Consider the following 19,204-nt stretch of genomic DNA (forward strand, 5'->3'; position numbering starts at 1 on the left):
GGCAAGGCGGACCACTTGATTTAGCGCATGACCCCGAAAATCGGATTCGATTTTCGGGAAAGATTATGCGCACACTCAAAGTGCCAGAGCGTCCCTGTTGGACACGCGGCGCTCCAGTGTGCAGCCGGAATGTCGCACCAGCTCCATGCGATGTCGGTGTGCTGCACGGATTCGAAACCGACCTCGCTTAAGCTTGCATCCTCGTATTCAGAAGGCGCACCCATGTTTCTCTCGGTATTCGATGTCTTCAAGATCGGTGTCGGGCCGTCGAGCTCGCACACGATGGGTCCGATGTCGGCCGCCAACCGGTTTCTCGAGCTGATCCTCTCGAACGAATGGCCGCGCCCGTCGTCGGGCGCGCAGGTCACAGCCATCAAGGTCAGTCTGCATGGCTCGCTCGCCCATACCGGTATCGGCCACGGCACGGGGAGGGCTGTTATTCTCGGGCTGATGGGCGAGGCGCCCGACAGCGTCGATCCCGACCGGATGGACGGCATCGTCGACGCCGTGGAGCGCACCGGCCGCATCACGCCGGAGGGCCATCCCGCCTATCAGTTCCAGCCGAAGACCGACCTGATCTTCGACAAAAAACAGCCGCTGCCCGGCCATGCCAACGGCATGGTCTTTTCCGCCTATGACAAAGACGGCCGGCTTCTCGTCAAGCGCATCTATTATTCGGTCGGCGGCGGCTTCGTCGTCACCGACACCGAACTCGAGCAGATGCGGGCGAAGAAGAACGCGCCCGGCGGCACGCGCGTGCCCTATCCCTTCTCCACCGCCAAGCAGATGCTCGAGATGGCGGAGCGCTCAGGGCTGTCGATCGCCCAGATGAAGCGGGCGAACGAGGAGAGCCAGCGCAGCCAAGAGGAACTCGACCAGGGGCTTGACCGTATCTGGGAGGCGATGCGCTCCTGCATCGAGCGCGGCCTCAAGGTCGAGGGCATCATGCCGGGCGGTCTCAACGTCAAGCGTCGCGCCCGCAGGATTCACGACAAGCTGGAGGAGGAGTGGCGCAGCAACCGCGTCAACCCGCTGCTCGCCAATGACTGGCTGAGCGTCTATGCGATGGCCGTCAACGAGGAGAATGCAGCCGGCGGGCGCGTCGTCACGGCGCCGACCAATGGTGCTGCCGGCGTCATTCCGGCGACGATCCGCTATTATGAGCATTTCCACGAGGACTGGGACCAGAACGGTATCCGCGACTACCTGCTGACGGCCGCCGCCATCGGCGGCATTATCAAGCACAATGCCTCGATCTCGGGCGCCGAGGTCGGCTGTCAGGGCGAAGTCGGCTCGGCGGCAGCGATGGCTGCCGCGGGGCTTGCGGCCGTCATGGGCGGCACGCCGGAGCAGATCGAAAACGCCGCCGAGATCGCGCTCGAACATCATCTCGGCATGACCTGCGATCCGATCGCCGGCCTCGTGCAGGTTCCCTGCATCGAGCGCAACGCGCTCGGCGCGGTCAAGGCCGTCACGGCGGCCTCGCTCGCCATCAAGGGCGACGGCCAGCATTTTGTGCCGCTCGATGCCTGTATCGAGACGATGCGCCAGACCGGCCACGACATGAGCGAGAAATACAAGGAAACCTCGACCGGCGGTCTTGCCGTCAACGTCGTCGAATGCTGAGTTTGTGGACATCAGGTGCTTGACGCTTGACGCTCGCTGCCAAAAGGATTTCAACGGCAGCATGGCATTGCATCTCATCAAACTCTGCGTCGGCGCCGACTCGATAGACGATCTGCGCGAATGGGTAGCGGAACGTTCGCTGCGCGCCATCGCCGCCGGGCTCGAGCCGCATTCGGTGCACACGACGCGCATGGCGCCGAAACGCATGGAGGAGCTGCTTGACGGCGGCTCGCTCTACTGGGTGATCAAGGGGCAGGTGCAGGCGCGGCAGAAGCTGCTCGACATCGAGACCTTTACCGACGGCGAGGGGATTTCACGCTGCCGCCTGATGCTCGGCCCTGAGGTCATCGAGACGGCTGTGCAGCCGAAGCGTCCCTTCCAGGGCTGGCGTTATTACACTGAGGACGACGTGCCGCGCGACCTGACAAGCCTTGGCGCCGGCATTGCCGAAATGCCCGCGGATCTTCGCCGCGAGCTTACGGACCTTGGTCTGCTCTAGCCCTTAGGGTTCAGCGCAGGCGCAGTTGCACCGGCGCACTGCCGTTCGGCGAGGTCACATGCAGATGGATGCGGGCTTCGGGCTGAGAATAGCGCCAGGCGCGCGCACCATGGCACAGCAGCAGATTGATGAGATCCCGGGTCTTCGGAGACTTCGCCTTCGGCCGCTGCAGGCCGATCTCGGCGAGGCGCAAAGCCGCCTCGTGCAGCGGATGCAGAGATGAGCGCCCCTTGGCCGCCATGCGGCGGTCTGAAGGCATTCCCGGAACATTCTCGTTGATCGCCATGGTTTTCCCCGTACGCAATACTGATCGAGTTCAAGAACGGTGGCCGGAAACGCAAACACCGATTCCGGCCGTCACCGATGCCGCCGGCCATTTAGCAGGCAGCATCGAATAGCTCATTGGGCAGCCGCCCAGCACTTGATGCCTGCCTTCTTCAGTGCTTTGCAGGCATTGACGGCATCGCGCTGATCGTCGAAGCCGCCGAAGCGGGCGCGGTAAAGCTGATCACCGCCAGCGGCATAGGCGACCGCGAAGGGCTTTGCCGAGGCCAGCGCCTTGCCGCCCTTGCTCCTGGCGCTTTCCAGAAGGTCCATGGCCATCTGCCGGCTCGGCGAGACGCCGACCTGCACCACCCAGCCGGTCGGACCGTTGCTGGTTGAGGCAGCACGAGTCGGGGAGGGAGTGGTCGACGCAGTCGTGACGTTATCGACCGACGTATCGCCCTGTTCCGACGGCATAGACGCGGGCGTCGGCTTTGGTGCGGCCACCGCTGCCTGCTGCTTGAAGGTCATGGTCTTGACCTTTGTCGGCGCCGGCATCGGCTGTGCTACCAGTGGATTGTTGGATTTCGGCGCAGCGGTCTCGGCATAGGCGACCTCGGTCTCGGCGACCTGATAACGCGCATCCGGCAGCGGGCCTTTGTGCGGCAGGCTGAGATCGGCAGCGGCGGCCGAAACGGGCGGCTGCGCTGCGGTGATTGTCTTTGCGACCTGCTGTTGGGCGACCTGCTGCTGAGCCTTCTTCGGCTGGACCGGAGCGGGTGTCTCGATGATATCAGGGGCAGGGGCTGCCTGGGCGATCAGCGCCGACGATCCGCCACGGCTCGATGCCTTCGGCAGGTAGCTGGCGATCAGATTGCGCATCTGGGCATCGCGGGCGGGCGTCGAGGCGCCACCCATCACGACGCCGACGATCGACTTGCCGTCCACCTGCACCGAACTTACCAGATTGAAACCGGCAGCCCGGGTGTAACCGGTCTTGATACCGTCGACGCCGCGCACTGAACCGACGAGGCGGTTGTGGCTGCGGATCGTGCGGCTGCCGAACTTGAAGGCGCGAGTAGAGAAATAACCGTAATATTGCGGGAAATGCTGGCGAAGGGCGATGCCGAGGCGGGCCTGGTCGCGCGCCGTCGTCATCTGCGCCGTATTCGGCAGGCCGTTGGCGTTGCGATAGGTGGTGCGCGTCATGCCGAGCGCATGCGCCTTGGCGGTCATCATCTGGGCGAAGCGATCCTCGCTGCCGCCGCCCAGCATTTCGCCGAGCGCGGTTGCGGCATCATTGGCCGACAGAGTGACGAGACCGAGAATGCCCTGCTCGACGGTGATCGTGCCGCCCGCACGCACGCCGAGCTTGGTCGGCGCCTGGGCTGACGCATAGGCGGAGAAGGGAACCGGCGTATCGAGGCGGATGCGCCCCTGCTCCAATGCCTCGAAGGTCATGTAGAGGGTCATCATCTTGGTCAGGGAGGCGGGGTATTGCAGCCGGTCGGCGTTCTCACTGTAGAGAACGTTGCCGGTCTTGGCGTCGACGACGATGCCTGCATATTTCGGATTTGCCGCTTCCGCTTCGGCATTCACCGAATCGACCATGACGATCGTGACGGCCACCGAAAGGATCGCCAGCAGCCTTGCGAAAAAACTGCCGGATCGGGACGATGATACGGAGGAGACTGACCTTGACACTATTCCACTCTTCGCTTGCATTTCAGATATTTGGCACTTCAGATTTTGGCAGGAACCGCACACCTCCCGCCGCACAGCTCGTCTTCTAAAATTACCGGCTGGGCGTTACCAATCCGTTTATGATGAATCGTTTATTTCGCTGTCCGGGGAGCATTTTAGGGTGTTGTTGCAGAACGGTTCACAAGACGCGCGTCTACAAAGGTGCGGATAGCGGCATCAATATGTTCCCAGTCGTCGAGATGGCTGCTTGAGAAGCGGTAGAGAACGCTGAGATCCCGACCGACTTTGATATCGCGCTGACAATCTCCACCCGCCGCCTTATCCGGGGCTGACGGCAATATGCAGCGCACGACGTAATCCGGCCCGCCCTTGACGGGCGCCGTCAGCAGCACCTCGTCGCCATAACCCGCATCGGCGCGAAGACGATGCAGCGTCAGCCCGTGGCGAAAGGGCTCGGCCGGACCTTCGAGCAGATGCGAATAGATCGGTTCCAGCCGCCCGGACATGTCGCGCGACATGGTGCTCTGGGTGATCTGCAGGAAGATCAGTCCGGAGGATTGAGCGATATCGTCGAATCGAAGGTGGTTTTCCTTGCCGTAACCCTGCATCTCAGGCCAGGCGAGGTAGAGATCGACGCGCTCGGCGGCGCCTTCATGCCTTTGACTCGGGAAACGGATGGCATTCTCGGGGAATTTTACGGTGTCGCGGCCGATAGCCAGCTGGATTTCAACCGTGCTGTCGGTGTTGCCGGCAAGCGAGATATGCCGGCCGAACCAACGGCCGCCGATGCTGATGGCAATAGTCAGGACCGCCAGGACTGAGATCACCGCCATCGTGCGGAGGAGAAACCCCATGGAAAGAAGCGGCTGCTCGTCGGGTGCGCTGTGCGCGGCATGGCTCATGGCGGTTCTTCGCGTTTCGGTCCGCCGCAGGAAGAACATGAGCCGCCGGTGCCGATGATGAATCTCATCGTCATGATCGGACCGACAGGGTTAACAATTCGCTAATGCGCTGGTGGAGGAGCCTTTAAAAGGGGCGAGCCGTTCCCGGGACAGCGGGAACGGCTCTTGGGCACCGGTCGGGGACGGGATGCGGGGACTGACCGGGCCGCAGGCTGCAGCCGGCAATGGCCGGCAGGCTGTTCTTACTTGACGCTACCGACAGCGACAGCGCGGCCATCCTGAAGCTTCGACCAGCGGGCCGGATCGTCGGCGGACTGACGCTTCAGATAGGTGTATTCGGTGTCCGACCACAGCAGCACCTTGTTGCGCATGTTGTCGAGGATGAAGTCGCCATGATCGGTACGAACGGTCAGCACGGCATGGCCTTCGCCATTCGGCTGCAGCACGACGGTGATCAGCGTGTCGGACGGCGAGAAACCGTCGTCGATCAGCATCTTGCGCTTCAGCAGGGCGTAATCCTCGCAGTCGCCGACGGTGCGCGGATAGGCCCAGCGCTCCTCGACGCCGTAGATCTGCTCATCGGTCATCGGCTGGACCGTCGAATTGACGGCGTAGTTGACCTTGAGAATTTCCTTCCAGCGATCCTCGGTGAGGATGGCCGGTCCGGCATCGCCGCCGACTTCGACACATTCCGTCGGATTGGCCTTGCAGAATTCGTAGTGTCCGATCGGCGGGCTGGCATTGCCTGCCAGGGCCATGCTGGCGGGCATCGCCTGTCCCGAACCCGCCATTGCCATCATGATGGCACCGGCCAGAAGGCCGCCTTTCAGGATATTTGCAGTTGTCATTGCCGTCTCCCCGTAAGTTGAGGTGACAATGGCACAGACGTTTTTATCTCACGCAAAATTACGCAATAGAATTAAAGGCTTAGTTGATTCAAATACCGATAAAGCTTGGCTAAAAACAGATTCGAATGCGCATAAAATTCGATGCGGATTTGTCGCGAATTCGTTTCAAATTTTAATTCACACAACAAGGCTTTCGCCCGCGAAAAGGTTGCGTTGCCGTCCTGATGTTAAGGATTTTCGTTGAGCCGGGTAAATTCCGCCGGCCAATAAGCGGTCTGTGGTGGCGTGCCGCCGGCCGACGATGCCGCCGGAAAGGACCGATTCGGCCGGTTCAAAAGCAGCATGTCGCTCAGATCGCCGATTCCGGCGGGAAAATTATTTTTGAGGAAAATCGCGAAATCGATCCGTGGCAGTCACAATCGCCGCGCTCATATCCGGATTTGCGGTGGAATGTGCCGCATGCGGGATGATGCTGAGTTCGCTTTGCGGCCAGGCGCGGGCGAGTTCCCAGGCCGTGACGAGCGGCGCCTCGATGTCGAACCTTCCCTGCAGCAGGATACTGGGAATGCCGGTGAGCCGCGCGGTGTTCTTCAGAAGCTGGCCGTCCTCCAGCCAGGCACTGTGGGTGAAGTAGTGGGTGATGATGCGGGCGCGCGTCAGCAAATAGGCCGGATCGGCCCAACGGCGCGGCCGGCCTTGAGGATCGGCGAGCAGGATCGAGGCCGCCTCCCAGTCATGCCAGTCGCGCGCCGCCTTGAGGCGCGTTTCCGGGTCCGGATCGTTGAGGAGACGATGATAGGCGGCGACTATGTCCTCGTCTCGTCCCTGGCTGCCCGGAGGGACCGCCTGGCGGAAACAGCGCCATTCTTCCGGGAAGAGCGGTGCCATGCCGCGATAGAGCCAGTCGATTTCCGAGCGGCGGGTGGTGGTCACGCCTGACAGGACGATCGCCGCGACGCGCTCCGGATGGGTTTCGGCATAGGCGAGCGCCAGTGTCGAACCCCAGGAATTGCCGAAAAGCAGCCAGGTATCGATGCCGAGACAGGCCCGCAGCCGCTCGATATCGGCAACGAGATGCCAGGTGGTGTTGAGGGAGAGATCGGTTTCGGGATCGGCGGCACTCGGCAGGCTGCGGCCGCAATTGCGCTGATCGAACAGAATGATTCGGTAGGCGTCGGGATCGAAATAGCGCCGCGCCGCGGTCGAACAGCCGGAGCCAGACCCGCCATGCAGCACTAGTGCCGGCCGGCCTGCGGGATTGCCGCAGGCCTCCCAATAGATAAGATTGCCGTCGCCCGTATCGAGCAGGCCGTGATCATAAGGTTCGATTTCGGGATAAAGAGCTGACATCGGCGCACCTGCGGACGAAGCGGACCTTATCCATCATATCGCTGACGAAGGGAAGACGGGTGCCGATCAGTGTCGCAGCTTGTTCCACTCATAATAGTGTCCGCCGACTGGGTGGAACGACTTGCGACAGGATTTCGCGCTTGCTTTCCAAAGCCAGATTCGTTGCCGCTTGCGAAGTTCGTGCCAAGACGTGCAGGCTTTTCAACACGACCTGACCAGGCGCGCGCCGGACCTGGCAATCGCGATCTATGGAAGTCGCTCGAGAATTGCACCCAGGGAACCCTGGAAAGCAGTACAATTTTCAGCAGCTGTTAAAGGAATTCCCGCAGCGTCTCGCGGGACTGGATCGACAGGAATTCGATCGCCACACCTTCGACGAAGTGGCGCACGACGCGACCGCGCATGTTGCCGAGGCGCACCGCCGTTCCGATCGAAGGGCGCATCTCGACGTCGACGGCAGCGCCCGACAGCGAAAGGTCCATGATGCGGCAGGAATAACGCGTGCCGTCATCGAGCGTCAGTTCGGTCTTCGTGTCGCGTGGCGTCAGACGATCATGGCGGCGATCCTCGGGCAGGCCGAGTTCGTGCTTGTTGGCAAGCCAGGTGAGCTGGGCGGCGAGCTTCTCGCGCTTCCGGTCGGTGGCGTTGATCGACATGGTGAAGCCGCGGCCGTCGATCGTCTGGACATAACCTTCGACGCGGCCGAGATGGTCGATATAGGCGACGACGCGTTCGTTGGCGCGCGGCCGGCCGAGGCAGGTGACGTACATATCGCCAGGCGACATGTCGATCACCATGCATTCGAATTCCTCGTAGTTCGCAAGCATCAGCCTGCCCTGCATATTGATGGGCACGCGCTGAAAAACGCCCTGTTCAGGGCGCGGCGCAGGTCGTTGCGTCTGAGCTGGCTGGAACGAGTGCATCAAAGGGCTTCTTCATGAAAATAGCAGAGACCGATCTTTACCCACAATCCATTAACAGAAGGTTGTTTTGGCCGGTCCCCATATAGCGGAAAACGAGTATGCCTGATGTGCCGAAGTGGGACCGTCAGCGCGCCTCCACGCTCAGCAGCTGCGATACCATGCGGCGCATGACCTGGCCGAAATGGATGCTTTTGCCAGCGACGATCCTGTTGATGGGGCGCGGTTCGGCCGGTGCTGCCTTGTCGAATTTTCCGGGCAGCAGGCGGCTGCGGTCGAGCGCCAGGAATTCTAGCGGTACGATCTCCAACCAGCTCGCGGCCGCTGCTGGCGCGATCGCGCCGAGCAACCTGTCGCAGGCGCCGTCCGGCGAACGCAGCGGCATCATGATAATCTCGAAGGAGGCCTGATGACCGACGGTGCTGTAGCCGGTGGCGTTGAACAGGGCCGGCATGGCATGGTCCATGACGCCCATCGCCGTGCGTTCGATGTCCGCGAGCTGACCATTTGCCCAGAGAGACGAAAAACGTTCGCCGCGCAGGTCACGCCCGAAGAGATCACAGATACGGGTGCCGGCGAGCCGGAAACCGATGTCTCCGCCCTCGCGCCTCTCCAGAATGAACAGGCTCTGGAGCAGGTGGGGGACGGCGGAGGGTTCGACCTGTGATTTCAGCGGCGCATCGGCGGCGCCGCGGATACGGTTCCAGTAGTCAAAAATTTCGATGGTCGTTTGCACACGCATTTCACACCAACCTGTCCCATTCCGGAGCATTTTCGGGCAGTCATTGCCCGTACAGGCTCTACCTTGCGGATTTCATGCCAGATCGCGGCGGTTAAGGTTAAGAGATGGTTTCGGTTGAGATGCGATGCCCGTCGTGACACTGTCTTGCCATCGCTTCGACTTTCGAAGTTCAGCACAACCTGCCCGGGCCGAGGTCTTTTCCTGGAGCTCCCGGTACGCCGTCCGGCACTTCGGACGGCTTTTTTTTTGACAGTCGCTCCTGTATGGCTGTGGCCTCAACGAGGCAAAACACAGATGAATGAGCAGACGGCCGAGCCGCACAAGGCGCCCGAACCTCCCGAGGTCGAGCCGCCGGCACGACCGCGTGAACCGGTCTTCAACCTCCCGCCGGCGTTGTTCTTCAGCCTTTGCCTGCTGGCCATCATCTATGCGGTGCAGGAGCTCTTGCTATCCGACGATGCGCAGAACTGGCTGTTCTTCACCTTCGGCTTCGTTCCCGCCCGCTACGTGATTCCGCTGTCGCAGCAGGGGCTGGAGCTGTTCTGGACGCCCGTTACCTATTCGCTGCTGCACGGCAGCTTCCAGCATATCGTCTTCAACGCGTTCTGGCTGATGGCCTTCGGCGCGCCGGTCGTGCGCCGCATCGGGACGCTGCGTTTCGTGCTCTTCTGGTTTTTTTCCGCTGTCGCGTCCGCCATACTGCACGCGGTCCTGAACTGGGGAGACGTGTCGCTGCTGATCGGCGCATCGGGTGTCATCTCCGGGCTGATGGGCGCCGCCTGCCGATTCGCCTTTCCAGCCGAACGGCGGCCGATGCTGCCTGCGCATCTCAATCCTCGGCTTTCCATCTTCGAGGCGCTGAAGAGCCGTACCGTCATCATCTTCATGCTGCTCTGGCTGGTCGGCAATGCGTTGATCGCCGTCGGCATCCCGCTCGTTGGCGACAGCGACCAAGCGATTGCCTGGGACGCGCATATCGGCGGCTTCGTCTTCGGCTTCCTGTTGTTTTCGCTGTTCGACCGGGCGCCACGCCCGCCGGTGATGGAGCCTGACGGAACCGAGAAGGATGTGTTGCAATCCTGAGCCGGGCAGTGCACGATCGACCCATATCCGTGCCGGGGGGAGAAACCGCCGCGGATGCCTGTGACAAGTGTTTCACGGACATAGGAGGTTCGAATGACCAGTTCAGTCAAAGCAATCCTCGACCTGAAGGGCAGGGACGTCGTCACCGCCGGGTCGAACGCCACCGTCGCCGAGGCGGCCGCCATCCTCAGCAAGAAGAAGATCGGCGCCATCGTCGTCGTCGGCATGGAGAACCGGATTTCGGGCATGTTCACCGAGCGCGATCTCGTGCATGCGATCGCCAAACACGGCAAGGAAGGCCTCGACCAACCGCTGTCCCAGGTCATGACCGCGAAGGTCTATCGCTGCCATGAGGAGACGACCGTCAACGAGCTGATGGAGCTGATGACCAGCCGACGTTTCCGTCACGTGCCGGTGGAAAGCAACGGCAAGCTTGCCGGCATCATCTCGATCGGCGACGTGGTGAAATCGCGCATCGCCGAAGTCGAGCGTGAGGCCGAGGAAATCAAGGCCTATATCGCCGGCTGAGGTTTTCGGCTGCCTCGCTTAGTGTCGTCGTCCCAAACCGTCACGCGCTTTTGGACGACGTGCATCAGGGGTTGCTTGCGTAGACTTCCTGCATGCGCTGAATCTCGGGGAGCCGGGCTCTGGCTTCCTCGTAGCCGCGTTCGATCGCCTCGCCGGCCCGGTGGAATTCGGAAAGGCCGATATAGCTGAGGCGCGGCTGCAGCGAAATATCCGGCGGATCGCCGGCAAGGCGGGCGCGGGCGATCCTGTCCTGGATGATGTTGAAGGCCTGCACCATGACGCCGGTCATGCCGAGGCGCGCATAGGGCGCCTCTTCCTGTTTCTGCACTTCCTGGGCCGACAGGCTGGCATTGTGCCGGACGACGGCCGAGCGGCCGTAGAGATCGTAATTGAGATTGACGGCGACGACGAGCGGCTGCTCGTAGGCTCGGCAGACGGAGACGGGGACGGGATTGACCAGCGCCCCGTCGACCAGCGTGCGGTGATTGCTGCGCACCGGCTCGAAAATGCCGGGCAGGGCATAGGAGGCGCGCAGCGCCGTAATCAGCGAACCATTGGCAATCCAGACCTCATGGCCGGTATTGACCTCGGCCGCGACCGCGACGAACGGCCGGTCGAGATCCTCGACGTTCAGGCCTTCGAGATGTTCCTGCATGCGCTTGGTCAGCCGCATGCCGCCGAACAGGCCGCTGCCGCCGATGGTGAGATCGAGGAGACTTGCGATGCGGCGCATCGTCAGCGAGCGCGCGAAACTTTCGAGTTCATCGAGCTTGCCGGCGAGATAGCAGCCGCCGACCAGTGCGCCGATCGAGGTGCCGGCAATCATGCCGATCTCGACCTTTGCTTCGTCGAGTGCGCGCAGCACGCCGATATGGGCCCAGCCGCGGGCAGCGCCGCCGCCGAGTGCGAGCGCAATCTTGATTTTCTTTTGAGGCGCAGGAGGCGGGAGCATCTCGAGTGTGGTCGACATGCCGGAACCGGAACCCTCGCCTTCAGAGCTTTGACGATGCAGACTCCAGCTCAGCATGGCGCTCTCCCCTCCCAGCAGAACACTTGATTTTCGATAGTGTGCCCGATCAGTTTCCAAATGGTATATAGATGCGGTTTCTGGCGCAATAAGGAGCAAATGCCGGAGAATTTCAGGCTATTTTCCGTAGACATCCTGCGGATCGAAATGAAGCTCGTCGTCAACGATATCAAGCATCGGCTTTCCGTCTCGAAGCGTGATCGTCCGGTAGAAGCAGGAGCGGCGGCCGGTGTGACAGGTGGCGTCGTGGCCGGCGACCTCGACCTTCAGCCAGATGGCGTCCTGATCGCAATCGGTGCGGATTTCCTTCACCGACTGGAGATTACCCGAGGTCTCGCCCTTCTTCCAGAGCTTGCCGCGCGAACGGCTGAAATAGTGCGCGGTGCCGGTCTGGATGGTCAGCGCCAATGCCTGGGCATTCATGTGCGCCACCATCAGCAACTCGCCGTCGCCGGCGTCGGTGACGATCGCGGTGATCAGGCCGCGGTCGTCGAAACGCGGCGTGAAATCGCCGGCGTCTTCCAACGCCGACTTGTCCTCGGATGGTTGATTGAAGATCAGTTGACTCATCGCGGCCCTCCTGAGGGAGCCGGTATCAGCGGCTCCGCACCATGGTCATGAAGCGGGCCTGATCGGCCGGCTCAGTCTTGAACGTTCCCGTAAATGTCGTCGTCAACGTGGTCGAGCCCTGCTTCTGAACGCCGCGCATCGCCATGCACATATGTTCGGCCTCGATCAACACGGCGACGCCGCGCGGATTCAGCGTATCGTCGATGGCCCGGGCGATCTGCGCAGTCATCGTTTCCTGCGTCTGCAGGCGGCGGCCATAGATCTCGACGACACGGGCAATCTTCGACAGGCCGAGCACACGCCCGTCCGGCATGTAGGCAACGTGGGCCTTGCCGATGATGGGCACCATGTGGTGTTCGCAATGCGAGTAGAAAGGAATATCCTTGACGAGGACCATGTCGTCGTAACCGGCGACCTCCTCGAAGGTGCGGCCGAGCACGTCTTCCGCCGCCATGTCGTAACCGGAAAAAAGCTCGCGGTAGGATTTGACGACGCGGGCCGGCGTTTCGAGCAGGCCTTCACGTGTCGGATCGTCACCGGCCCAGCGCAGCAGAACGCGAACGGCTTCCTCCGCCTCCTGCTGGGAGGGGCGATCCGAGTCGCGGTTCGTCTGCGGAAAATTCTTTACGATGGCGTCCATGAACAATGGTCTCCTGGTCCGCACCGCGGACCCATCTGTCGGAATCGCCACTGGTCAATCCCATGCGGGAATTCATGCACCTTTGGCAGGCTCCGGGGCTTTCGGGGCAATTTCAACGCCCGTCCGGCACGGTTTCCCAATCAAACTTACACCAGGCCATTGCATTTTCATGGCCTTCGAACGACATACATATAGGAAGACGGTCATCGTATGTAAGTATCCTCACACGACACGGTGTGTTTTTTGTTTTGACGACAATAACGCCCTCAGAGAGGCCGATCCGCAGCGATTTTGGAGCGGAAATCCAGCATGGACGATATCTACAACAGCAAAATCCTCGAATTCGCCGGTAATATTCCGCTGACCGGCACGCTTGATGATGCCGATGCGAGCGCCCAGGCCCATTCCAAGCTCTGCGGCTCGAAGGTGCGGATCTGGCTGAAGATGGATGGCGACACCGTGACCGGTTTTGCTCATGACGTGAAGGCCTGCGCGCTCGGCCAGGCCTCGTCCTCGATTATGGCCCGCCATGTCGTCGGCGCCACATCGGACGAATTGCGGCAGGCCCGCCAGGACATGCTCGCCATGTTGAAGGCGGACGGGGCGGGGCCTCATGGACGATTCGAAGACATGCGCTATCTGTTGCCGGTGCGGGACTACAAGGCCCGCCATGCTTCGACGATGCTGACCTTCGATGCCGTCGTCGATGCGATCGGGCAGATCGAGGCGAAACGGGCGGAAGTTGTCGAGGCGTAACTGACATGTGCGAGTTCTGCGTTCGGCAGGCCGATGATGAGGACGACGGCGGTGCCGCCGGATCAGCAAAGCCGCGCGAAAAGGCCGCACGCACCTCCCGCAACTATGCCGGTCCGTTCCGCAAGACTCCCGACCGCCTGCTCGGCATGGGGCTGATCCGCCTCTACCAGCTGACGCTTTCCGGCTTTGTCGGCAATTCCTGCCGCCATATCCCGACCTGCTCCGAATATGGCTACGAGTCGATCGCCCGCCACGGCCTTTGGGCCGGCGGCTGGATGACATTGTTTCGCGTCGGCCGCTGCGGCCCGGGCGGCACAAGCGGCCTCGACCAGGTGCCGGAGATGCTCGGCGACGGCTTCCGCTGGTGGACACCGTGGCGTTATCTCGCCCTCGGGCGGAAGAAAGGGTGAGCGCCATGAGCACCTTCATCGCCCTTCTGCACAGCATTGTCCTGACGCCCGACCGCCGTGTCATCATGCAGGATTTGCGCGCACTTGCCGAAGAACTCGGCTATCGCGAGCCGCGCACGCTGGTTTCCACAGGCAATCTTGTCTTCGAGGCCGACGAGATGCGGCCGCACGAAGTCGAGACCGATCTGGAAGAGGGTTTTGAAGAAAAGTTCGGCAAACATGTCGATATCATCGTGCGCAGCGACTGCACCTGGATGGCGCTTTGCAGCACCAATCCCTTCAAGGACGGCAATGGCGACCAAGTCATCGTCCGGGTAATGCGTCTGCCGGTCGATCCCAAGAAGGTGGAGGCACTGAAACCACTGATGACGGAGGGACAGCGCATCGCCGTCGTCGGCGGCGATCTCTGGATCGATTTCGCCGGCAAGCCGAGCCAATCCAAGCTGCTTTCGGCGCTGACGACCAAGCGGCTCGGCGTCGGTACGATGCGCAACTGGAACACCGTGCGCGGGCTGACTGAAATGATTATATAACCCCCGCTTTTTCTTTACTCAGACAGGAAATCTGGCTATCAGGCGGCTGCGCATTCAGCTCCGCGGAGGCGCTTTTGTGTCAACCACCCGCATTCGTTGGCGGGACTGGACAAGGAGAATTTCGATGTCCCAAGCTATTTCCCTGACATTTCCCGATGGTTCCGTGCGCGGCTATGACGCCGGCGCAACCGGCCGGGATGTCGCCGAATCCATTTCCAAATCGCTCGCCAAGAAGGCAGTGGCCGTTGCTATCGACGGCACCGTGCGCGACCTTTCCGATCCTGTGACGACGGGCAGAATCGAGATCATCACCCGCAATGACGACCGCGCGCTCGAACTCATCCGCCACGACGCGGCGCATGTCATGGCCGAAGCGGTGCAGGAGATCTGGCCCGGCACCCAGGTGACGATCGGCCCGGTCATCGAAAACGGCTTTTATTACGACTTCGCCAAGAACGAGCCCTTCACACTCGACGATCTGCCGAAGATCGAAAAGAAGATGAAGGAGATCATCGCCCGCAACGCCGCCTTCACCAAGCAGGTCTGGTCGCGCGAGAAGGCGAAACAGGTCTTCGCCGACAAGGGCGAGCAGTACAAGGTTGAACTCGTCGATGCGATCCCGGAAGGGCAGGATCTCAAGATCTATTACCAGGGCGACTGGTTCGACCTCTGCCGCGGTCCGCACATGGCCTCGACCGGCCAGATCGGTTCCGCCTTCAAGCTCTTGAAGGTAGCCGGCGCCTATTGGCGCGGCGACAGCAACAATCCGATGCTGAGCCGCATCTACGGCACGGCCTTCGCCGAGCAGTCGGAACTCGACAACTACCTGCATATGCTTGCCGAAGCCGAAAAGCGCGATCATCGCCGCCTCGGCCGCGAGATGGATCTCTTCCATTTCCAGGAAGAGGGTCCCGGCGTCGTCTTCTGGCACGGCAAGGGCTGGCGCGTATTCCAGACGCTGGTCGCCTACATGCGCCGCCGGCTTGCCGGCGATTATCAGGAGGTCAACGCGCCGCAGGTGCTCGACAAGTCGCTGTGGGAAACCTCCGGTCACTGGGGCTGGTACCGCGACAACATGTTCAAGGTGACGGTTGCCGGCGACGACACCGATGACGACCGCGTCTTCGCACTGAAGCCGATGAACTGCCCCGGCCATATCCAGATCTTCAAGCACGGGCTGAAATCCTACCGCGAGCTGCCGATCCGGCTCGCCGAATTCGGCAATGTCCACCGCTACGAGCCGTCGGGCGCGCTGCATGGGCTGATGCGCGTGCGCGGCTTCACGCAGGACGATGCACATATCTTCTGCACCGACGAGCAGATGGCCGCCGAATGCCTGAAGATCAACGATCTCATCCTTTCGGTCTATAAGGATTTCGGCTTCGACGAGGTTACCATCAAGCTGTCGACTCGGCCGGACAAGCGCGTCGGTTCGGACGAACTCTGGGACCGCGCCGAAAGCGTGATGATGGGCGTGCTCGAGACGATCCAGCAGCAGTCCAACAATATCAAGACCGGCATCCTGCCGGGCGAGGGCGCCTTCTACGGTCCGAAGTTCGAATATACGCTGAAGGATGCCATCGGCCGCGAATGGCAGTGCGGCACGACGCAGGTCGACTTCAACCTGCCGGAACGCTTCGGCGCCTTCTACATCGACAGCAACTCGGAAAAGACGCAACCGGTGATGATCCACCGCGCCATCTGTGGCTCGATGGAGCGCTTCCTCGGCATCCTGATCGAGAACTTCGCCGGCCACATGCCGCTCTGGGTATCGCCGCTGCAGGTGGTGGTCGCAACGATCACCTCGGAAGCCGACGCCTACGGGCTTGAAGTGGCGGAGGCGCTGCGCGAGGCCGGTCTCAACGTCGAAACCGACTTCCGCAACGAGAAGATCAACTACAAGATCCGCGAGCATTCGGTCACCAAGGTTCCTGTCATCATCGTCTGCGGCAGGAAGGAGGCCGAGGAGCGCACGGTCAATATCCGCCGCCTCGGCAGCCAGGACCAGGTTTCGATGGGGCTCGACGCCGCCGTCGAGAGCCTTACCCTCGAAGCGACACCACCCGACATCCGCCGCAAGGCCGAAGCAAAAAAAGCCAAAGCGGCCTGAAAGCGGCCGGGAACCGACAGCGCTGGGCTTCGGCGCTGTCGGAAGCTGATCTATCACCATGATCGGAACGTGTCGTCCCGGGTGAGTTTCAGAAAATATTCTGTGCCAATGATGGAATCTGCGCCTGAGCACTGCTGAGCTGCACGGTCGGAGGCTTCTGGCCGTGACCGTCTTCTCAGTGGCGCCGACGTCGTCTCGAGCCGAAACCGCTCCCGGAAAAATCAATCGAGGCTGGTATCGTCGCCGCCCTGTGGCACGAGCTGTTCGTAGGAGGGCAGCGGTTCCGCCGGAGCCGGCTGGACGCCTGGCGGCGGTGGCGTGCCGACCGGTACCTGCTGCACTGTGCGGGCCGCGCTGACCGGCGGCTGCGGCTGCTGGTCCTTCATCAGAACCTCGACATCGGTGTTCCTGCCGGCGACGACGGTGAAATCGCGCTGATAGATCTTGTCCTTGTTGCGGGCGACGGCGGAATATCCGCCTTCGGCGAGAACCATGGTCGGGAAGGCGCTGACGCTTTCGCCGACGCTGTCACCGGCGGCCGTCAGGATCGACCATGCTGTATCGGCGATCGCCTCGCCGCCGGCGTCGGAGACCAGCTTGAAGGTGATCTGCGCGGCGCGATGCTGGATCGTCGCCTCGGTCAGCTTGCCGGCCTCGACCTGGATGTCGGCGCGGATCACGGCGTTGACGCTGCCATATTCGGAAACGATGTGATAGGTGCCGGCATTGAGACGGACAACGGTATTCGGCGAAACATCGGCCACGACGAGGCCGCGCTCGCCATCGTCGCGCACGTCCGAGGAATAGATCGAGAAGCTCAACTGGTCGGGGCGGATGCGGGCATCGGCGCCGGAGACGGCATTGAGCAGCAGGCCGCCGGCATCGAGCACCATCACCTGTTTGTCGACCTCGCCTTCGGCAGGCACGGTCAGTTTCTTGGTGACCCCGGCGCGGCCGAAGGAGACGTTGACGAAATAATCGCCGGGGGCGAGCTGGAAGGCGGCGGGGCCGCCCTTGGCGCTGGCGATCAACGGCAGCTTGCCGTCGGATCCGGCGATCGGGCTGAAGACATACCAGGAGAGGCCTTCCTCAATCGGCGTGCCGTCCGCCGTCAACTTGGCTTCCATCGGGACGTCGCGCAGCTTGACCCCTTTGGGCACCGTGCCGGGCGCGATGAAGGCATCGAGCTTCGGCATCTTCGGCGTCGATTCAAGCTGTTTGAATTCCTTGAATGCGTCCTGAGCGCCGGCGCCGAGGGGCATCAATACCATCAGGGCAATGGCAAGGCCGATGCGTGCAAAAGGCAAAATGCCAAACATCTGTTTCGTGAACCGATTGACTTCTGAAATAGCAAAGGTCACTTCAAGACCAACGCGATGGCAAATTCAAGACCCACCCTTTGCAGCAGCATAAAAATGAGAGCTTCTCCCGTATGAAATCCGATATCAAGCTGATCGACTACCTCGCCGTGCGCCGCTCCATCCCCGCTTTCCAGATGTGTGAACCAGGCCCCGAGAGGGCCGAGATCGAGGAGATCCTGCGTCTTGCCTCGCGTGTTCCCGATCACGGCAAGATCGCGCCCTGGCGCTTCATCGTCTATCGCGGAGAGCAGCGCGTGCGTCTCGGCGAGGAGCTTCTGGCGCTGGCGCTTCAGACAAAGCCCGACCTCTCCGAAGAGATGATCCAGGTCGAGCGCAGCCGTTTTACCCGCGCGCCCGTGGTCGTCGCCGTCGTCAGCAAGGCGGGGCCGCATATCAAGATCCCGGAATGGGAGCAGATGATGTCGGCAGGCGCGCTTTGCTTCAACGTCATCCTCGCCGCCAATGCCAACGGTTATGTCGCCAACTGGCTGACGGAGTGGTTCGCCTATGACGAGCGCGCCCATCCGCTGCTCGGCGTCGGGCCCGATGAAAAGGTGGCGGGCTTCATCCATATCGGCTCGACGACATTTCCGGCGATCGAGCGGCCGCGGCCGGAGCTTGCCGATACCGTGACCTGGGTCGGCGGAGACGACTGATGTTCTACACCACCGACAGCAACCGGCACGGGCTCGCGCATGATCCTTTCAAGGCGATCGTGTCGCCGCGCCCGATCGGCTGGATCGGCAGCAAGGGCAGGGATGGCTCGATCAATCTGGCGCCCTATTCATTCTTCAATGCCGTTGCCGACCGGCCGAAGCTGGTGATGTTTTCTTCGGCCGGGCGCAAGCACAGCCAGCGCAATGCGGCAGAGACCGGCGTCTTCACCTGCAATTTCGTCAGTCGCGATCTCGCCGAGAAGATGAACCTCTCCTCGGCGGCACTGCCCTATGGCGACAGCGAATTCGATTTCGCCGGCCTGACGGCGAAGCCGGCCGAACTGATCGACGCGCCCTATGTCGGCGAGGCTTTTGCTGTACTCGAATGCAGGGTGACCGAGATCATCGAGCCGAAGACGCTGTCGGGCGAACCATCCGAAAACGTCCTCGTCTTCGGCGAAGTGGTCGGCATCCGCATCGACGAAGCGATCGTCAGGGACGGCCGTCTCGACATGTCGATCGCCCGACCTTTGGCGCGCATGGGCTACATGGATTACAGCGAAGGCAGCGATGTTTTCGAGATGATCCGGCCGAAGACGCAGCAAGGCTGAGCCGAACCGGCAAGGTATCCAAAGCCTTAAGAAACATGGTGAACCAATCTTAAACCTTTTGCCG

The 19,204-nt window shown here is 61.7% G+C and carries 21 protein-coding genes; 10 read left to right on the top strand and 11 right to left on the bottom strand.

Features of this window, described 5'->3' with window-relative positions:
- The first annotated feature begins 222 nt into the window (after window positions 1-222).
- Both GFM02_RS20010 and GFM02_RS20015 read left to right on the top strand, forming a co-directional pair.
- A complete protein-coding gene (locus tag GFM02_RS20010) occupies window positions 223-1,626 on the top strand; it encodes an L-serine ammonia-lyase (RefSeq protein WP_168322532.1) in 1,404 nt (467 codons plus the stop codon).
- 61 nt (window positions 1,627-1,687) lie between these two features.
- A complete protein-coding gene (locus GFM02_RS20015) occupies window positions 1,688-2,125 on the top strand; it encodes a DUF1489 family protein (protein WP_003559632.1) in 438 nt (145 codons plus the stop codon).
- Between the two features lie 10 nt (window positions 2,126-2,135).
- Here the strand turns inward: GFM02_RS20015 and GFM02_RS20020 are convergent, their stop codons facing one another.
- From GFM02_RS20020 to GFM02_RS20050, 7 genes are all read right to left on the bottom strand, one after another.
- Window positions 2,136-2,411 carry a hypothetical protein gene (locus tag GFM02_RS20020; protein ID WP_168322533.1) on the bottom strand — a complete coding sequence of 92 codons (276 nt, stop codon included), beginning with the start codon at window positions 2,409-2,411 and terminating at the stop codon, window positions 2,136-2,138.
- A gap of 113 nt (window positions 2,412-2,524) precedes the next feature.
- Window positions 2,525-4,114 (bottom strand): SPOR domain-containing protein, encoded by a 1,590-nt coding sequence (locus GFM02_RS20025; RefSeq protein WP_168322534.1) that lies wholly within the window; start codon window positions 4,112-4,114, stop codon window positions 2,525-2,527.
- 134 nt (window positions 4,115-4,248) lie between these two features.
- The gene (locus GFM02_RS20030; protein ID WP_168322535.1) at window positions 4,249-5,034 is read right to left on the bottom strand and encodes a hypothetical protein; all 786 of its coding nucleotides are present in this window, start codon (window positions 5,032-5,034) and stop codon (window positions 4,249-4,251) included.
- Window positions 5,035-5,237: 203 nt separating this feature from the next.
- Window positions 5,238-5,843 (bottom strand): transglutaminase-like cysteine peptidase, encoded by a 606-nt coding sequence (locus GFM02_RS20035; protein WP_020050062.1) that lies wholly within the window; start codon window positions 5,841-5,843, stop codon window positions 5,238-5,240.
- A gap of 375 nt (window positions 5,844-6,218) precedes the next feature.
- Entirely contained in the window at window positions 6,219-7,193 is a 975-nt protein-coding gene (pip, locus tag GFM02_RS20040) for a prolyl aminopeptidase (RefSeq protein ID WP_168322536.1), read from the bottom strand.
- Between the two features lie 311 nt (window positions 7,194-7,504).
- Entirely contained in the window at window positions 7,505-8,116 is a 612-nt protein-coding gene (locus GFM02_RS20045; protein WP_168322537.1) for a PilZ domain-containing protein, read from the bottom strand.
- A gap of 124 nt (window positions 8,117-8,240) precedes the next feature.
- A complete protein-coding gene (locus GFM02_RS20050; protein ID WP_020050059.1) occupies window positions 8,241-8,885 on the bottom strand; it encodes a PAS domain-containing protein in 645 nt (214 codons plus the stop codon).
- A 264-nt stretch (window positions 8,886-9,149) separates the two neighbouring features.
- Here GFM02_RS20050 and GFM02_RS20055 point away from each other — a divergent pair, with 264 nt between their 5' ends.
- On the top strand, window positions 9,150-9,938 hold the full coding sequence (locus tag GFM02_RS20055) for a rhomboid family intramembrane serine protease (protein ID WP_168322538.1): 789 nt from the start codon (window positions 9,150-9,152) through the stop codon (window positions 9,936-9,938).
- 93 nt (window positions 9,939-10,031) lie between these two features.
- Entirely contained in the window at window positions 10,032-10,466 is a 435-nt protein-coding gene (locus GFM02_RS20060; RefSeq protein WP_168304303.1) for a CBS domain-containing protein, read from the top strand.
- A 64-nt stretch (window positions 10,467-10,530) separates the two neighbouring features.
- Here the strand turns inward: GFM02_RS20060 and GFM02_RS20065 are convergent, their stop codons facing one another.
- The 3 genes from GFM02_RS20065 to folE all read right to left on the bottom strand — a co-directional run bounded on the left by GFM02_RS20065 (window position 10,531) and on the right by folE (window position 12,703).
- A complete protein-coding gene (locus GFM02_RS20065; protein WP_017960563.1) occupies window positions 10,531-11,493 on the bottom strand; it encodes a patatin-like phospholipase family protein in 963 nt (320 codons plus the stop codon).
- A 117-nt stretch (window positions 11,494-11,610) separates the two neighbouring features.
- Complete coding sequence (hisI, locus tag GFM02_RS20070) at window positions 11,611-12,063, bottom strand: phosphoribosyl-AMP cyclohydrolase (protein ID WP_168322539.1); 453 nt, start codon at window positions 12,061-12,063, stop codon at window positions 11,611-11,613.
- A gap of 25 nt (window positions 12,064-12,088) precedes the next feature.
- Entirely contained in the window at window positions 12,089-12,703 is a 615-nt protein-coding gene (gene folE / locus GFM02_RS20075; protein WP_017960561.1) for a GTP cyclohydrolase I FolE, read from the bottom strand.
- A 309-nt stretch (window positions 12,704-13,012) separates the two neighbouring features.
- Here folE and GFM02_RS20080 point away from each other — a divergent pair, with 309 nt between their 5' ends.
- The 4 genes from GFM02_RS20080 to thrS all read left to right on the top strand — a co-directional run bounded on the left by GFM02_RS20080 (window position 13,013) and on the right by thrS (window position 16,512).
- Window positions 13,013-13,459: an iron-sulfur cluster assembly scaffold protein gene (locus GFM02_RS20080; protein WP_017960560.1), complete on the top strand. Its 447-nt coding sequence runs from the start codon at window positions 13,013-13,015 to the stop codon at window positions 13,457-13,459.
- A 5-nt stretch (window positions 13,460-13,464) separates the two neighbouring features.
- On the top strand, window positions 13,465-13,869 hold the full coding sequence (gene yidD / locus GFM02_RS20085; RefSeq protein WP_168322540.1) for a membrane protein insertion efficiency factor YidD: 405 nt from the start codon (window positions 13,465-13,467) through the stop codon (window positions 13,867-13,869).
- A gap of 5 nt (window positions 13,870-13,874) precedes the next feature.
- Window positions 13,875-14,402: a DUF1697 domain-containing protein gene (locus GFM02_RS20090; protein ID WP_168283598.1), complete on the top strand. Its 528-nt coding sequence runs from the start codon at window positions 13,875-13,877 to the stop codon at window positions 14,400-14,402.
- A 124-nt stretch (window positions 14,403-14,526) separates the two neighbouring features.
- Window positions 14,527-16,512 carry a threonine--tRNA ligase gene (gene thrS, locus GFM02_RS20095; RefSeq protein ID WP_168322541.1) on the top strand — a complete coding sequence of 662 codons (1,986 nt, stop codon included), beginning with the start codon at window positions 14,527-14,529 and terminating at the stop codon, window positions 16,510-16,512.
- Between the two features lie 221 nt (window positions 16,513-16,733).
- On the opposite strand, the gene GFM02_RS20100 is transcribed toward thrS, so the two are convergent.
- Window positions 16,734-17,831 (bottom strand): hypothetical protein, encoded by a 1,098-nt coding sequence (locus GFM02_RS20100; protein ID WP_168322542.1) that lies wholly within the window; start codon window positions 17,829-17,831, stop codon window positions 16,734-16,736.
- Between the two features lie 113 nt (window positions 17,832-17,944).
- Between GFM02_RS20100 and GFM02_RS20105 the strand changes: the two genes are divergently transcribed.
- Complete coding sequence (locus GFM02_RS20105) at window positions 17,945-18,529, top strand: nitroreductase family protein (protein WP_168322543.1); 585 nt, start codon at window positions 17,945-17,947, stop codon at window positions 18,527-18,529.
- Window positions 18,529-19,140 (top strand): flavin reductase family protein, encoded by a 612-nt coding sequence (locus tag GFM02_RS20110; RefSeq protein ID WP_131619874.1) that lies wholly within the window; start codon window positions 18,529-18,531, stop codon window positions 19,138-19,140. The genes GFM02_RS20105 and GFM02_RS20110 overlap by 1 nt, the downstream gene beginning before the upstream one ends.
- Window positions 19,141-19,204 lie beyond the last annotated feature (64 nt).

The sequence above is a fragment of the Rhizobium leguminosarum bv. viciae genome (assembly GCF_012276115.1).
GTDB lineage: Bacteria > Pseudomonadota > Alphaproteobacteria > Rhizobiales > Rhizobiaceae > Rhizobium > Rhizobium leguminosarum_T.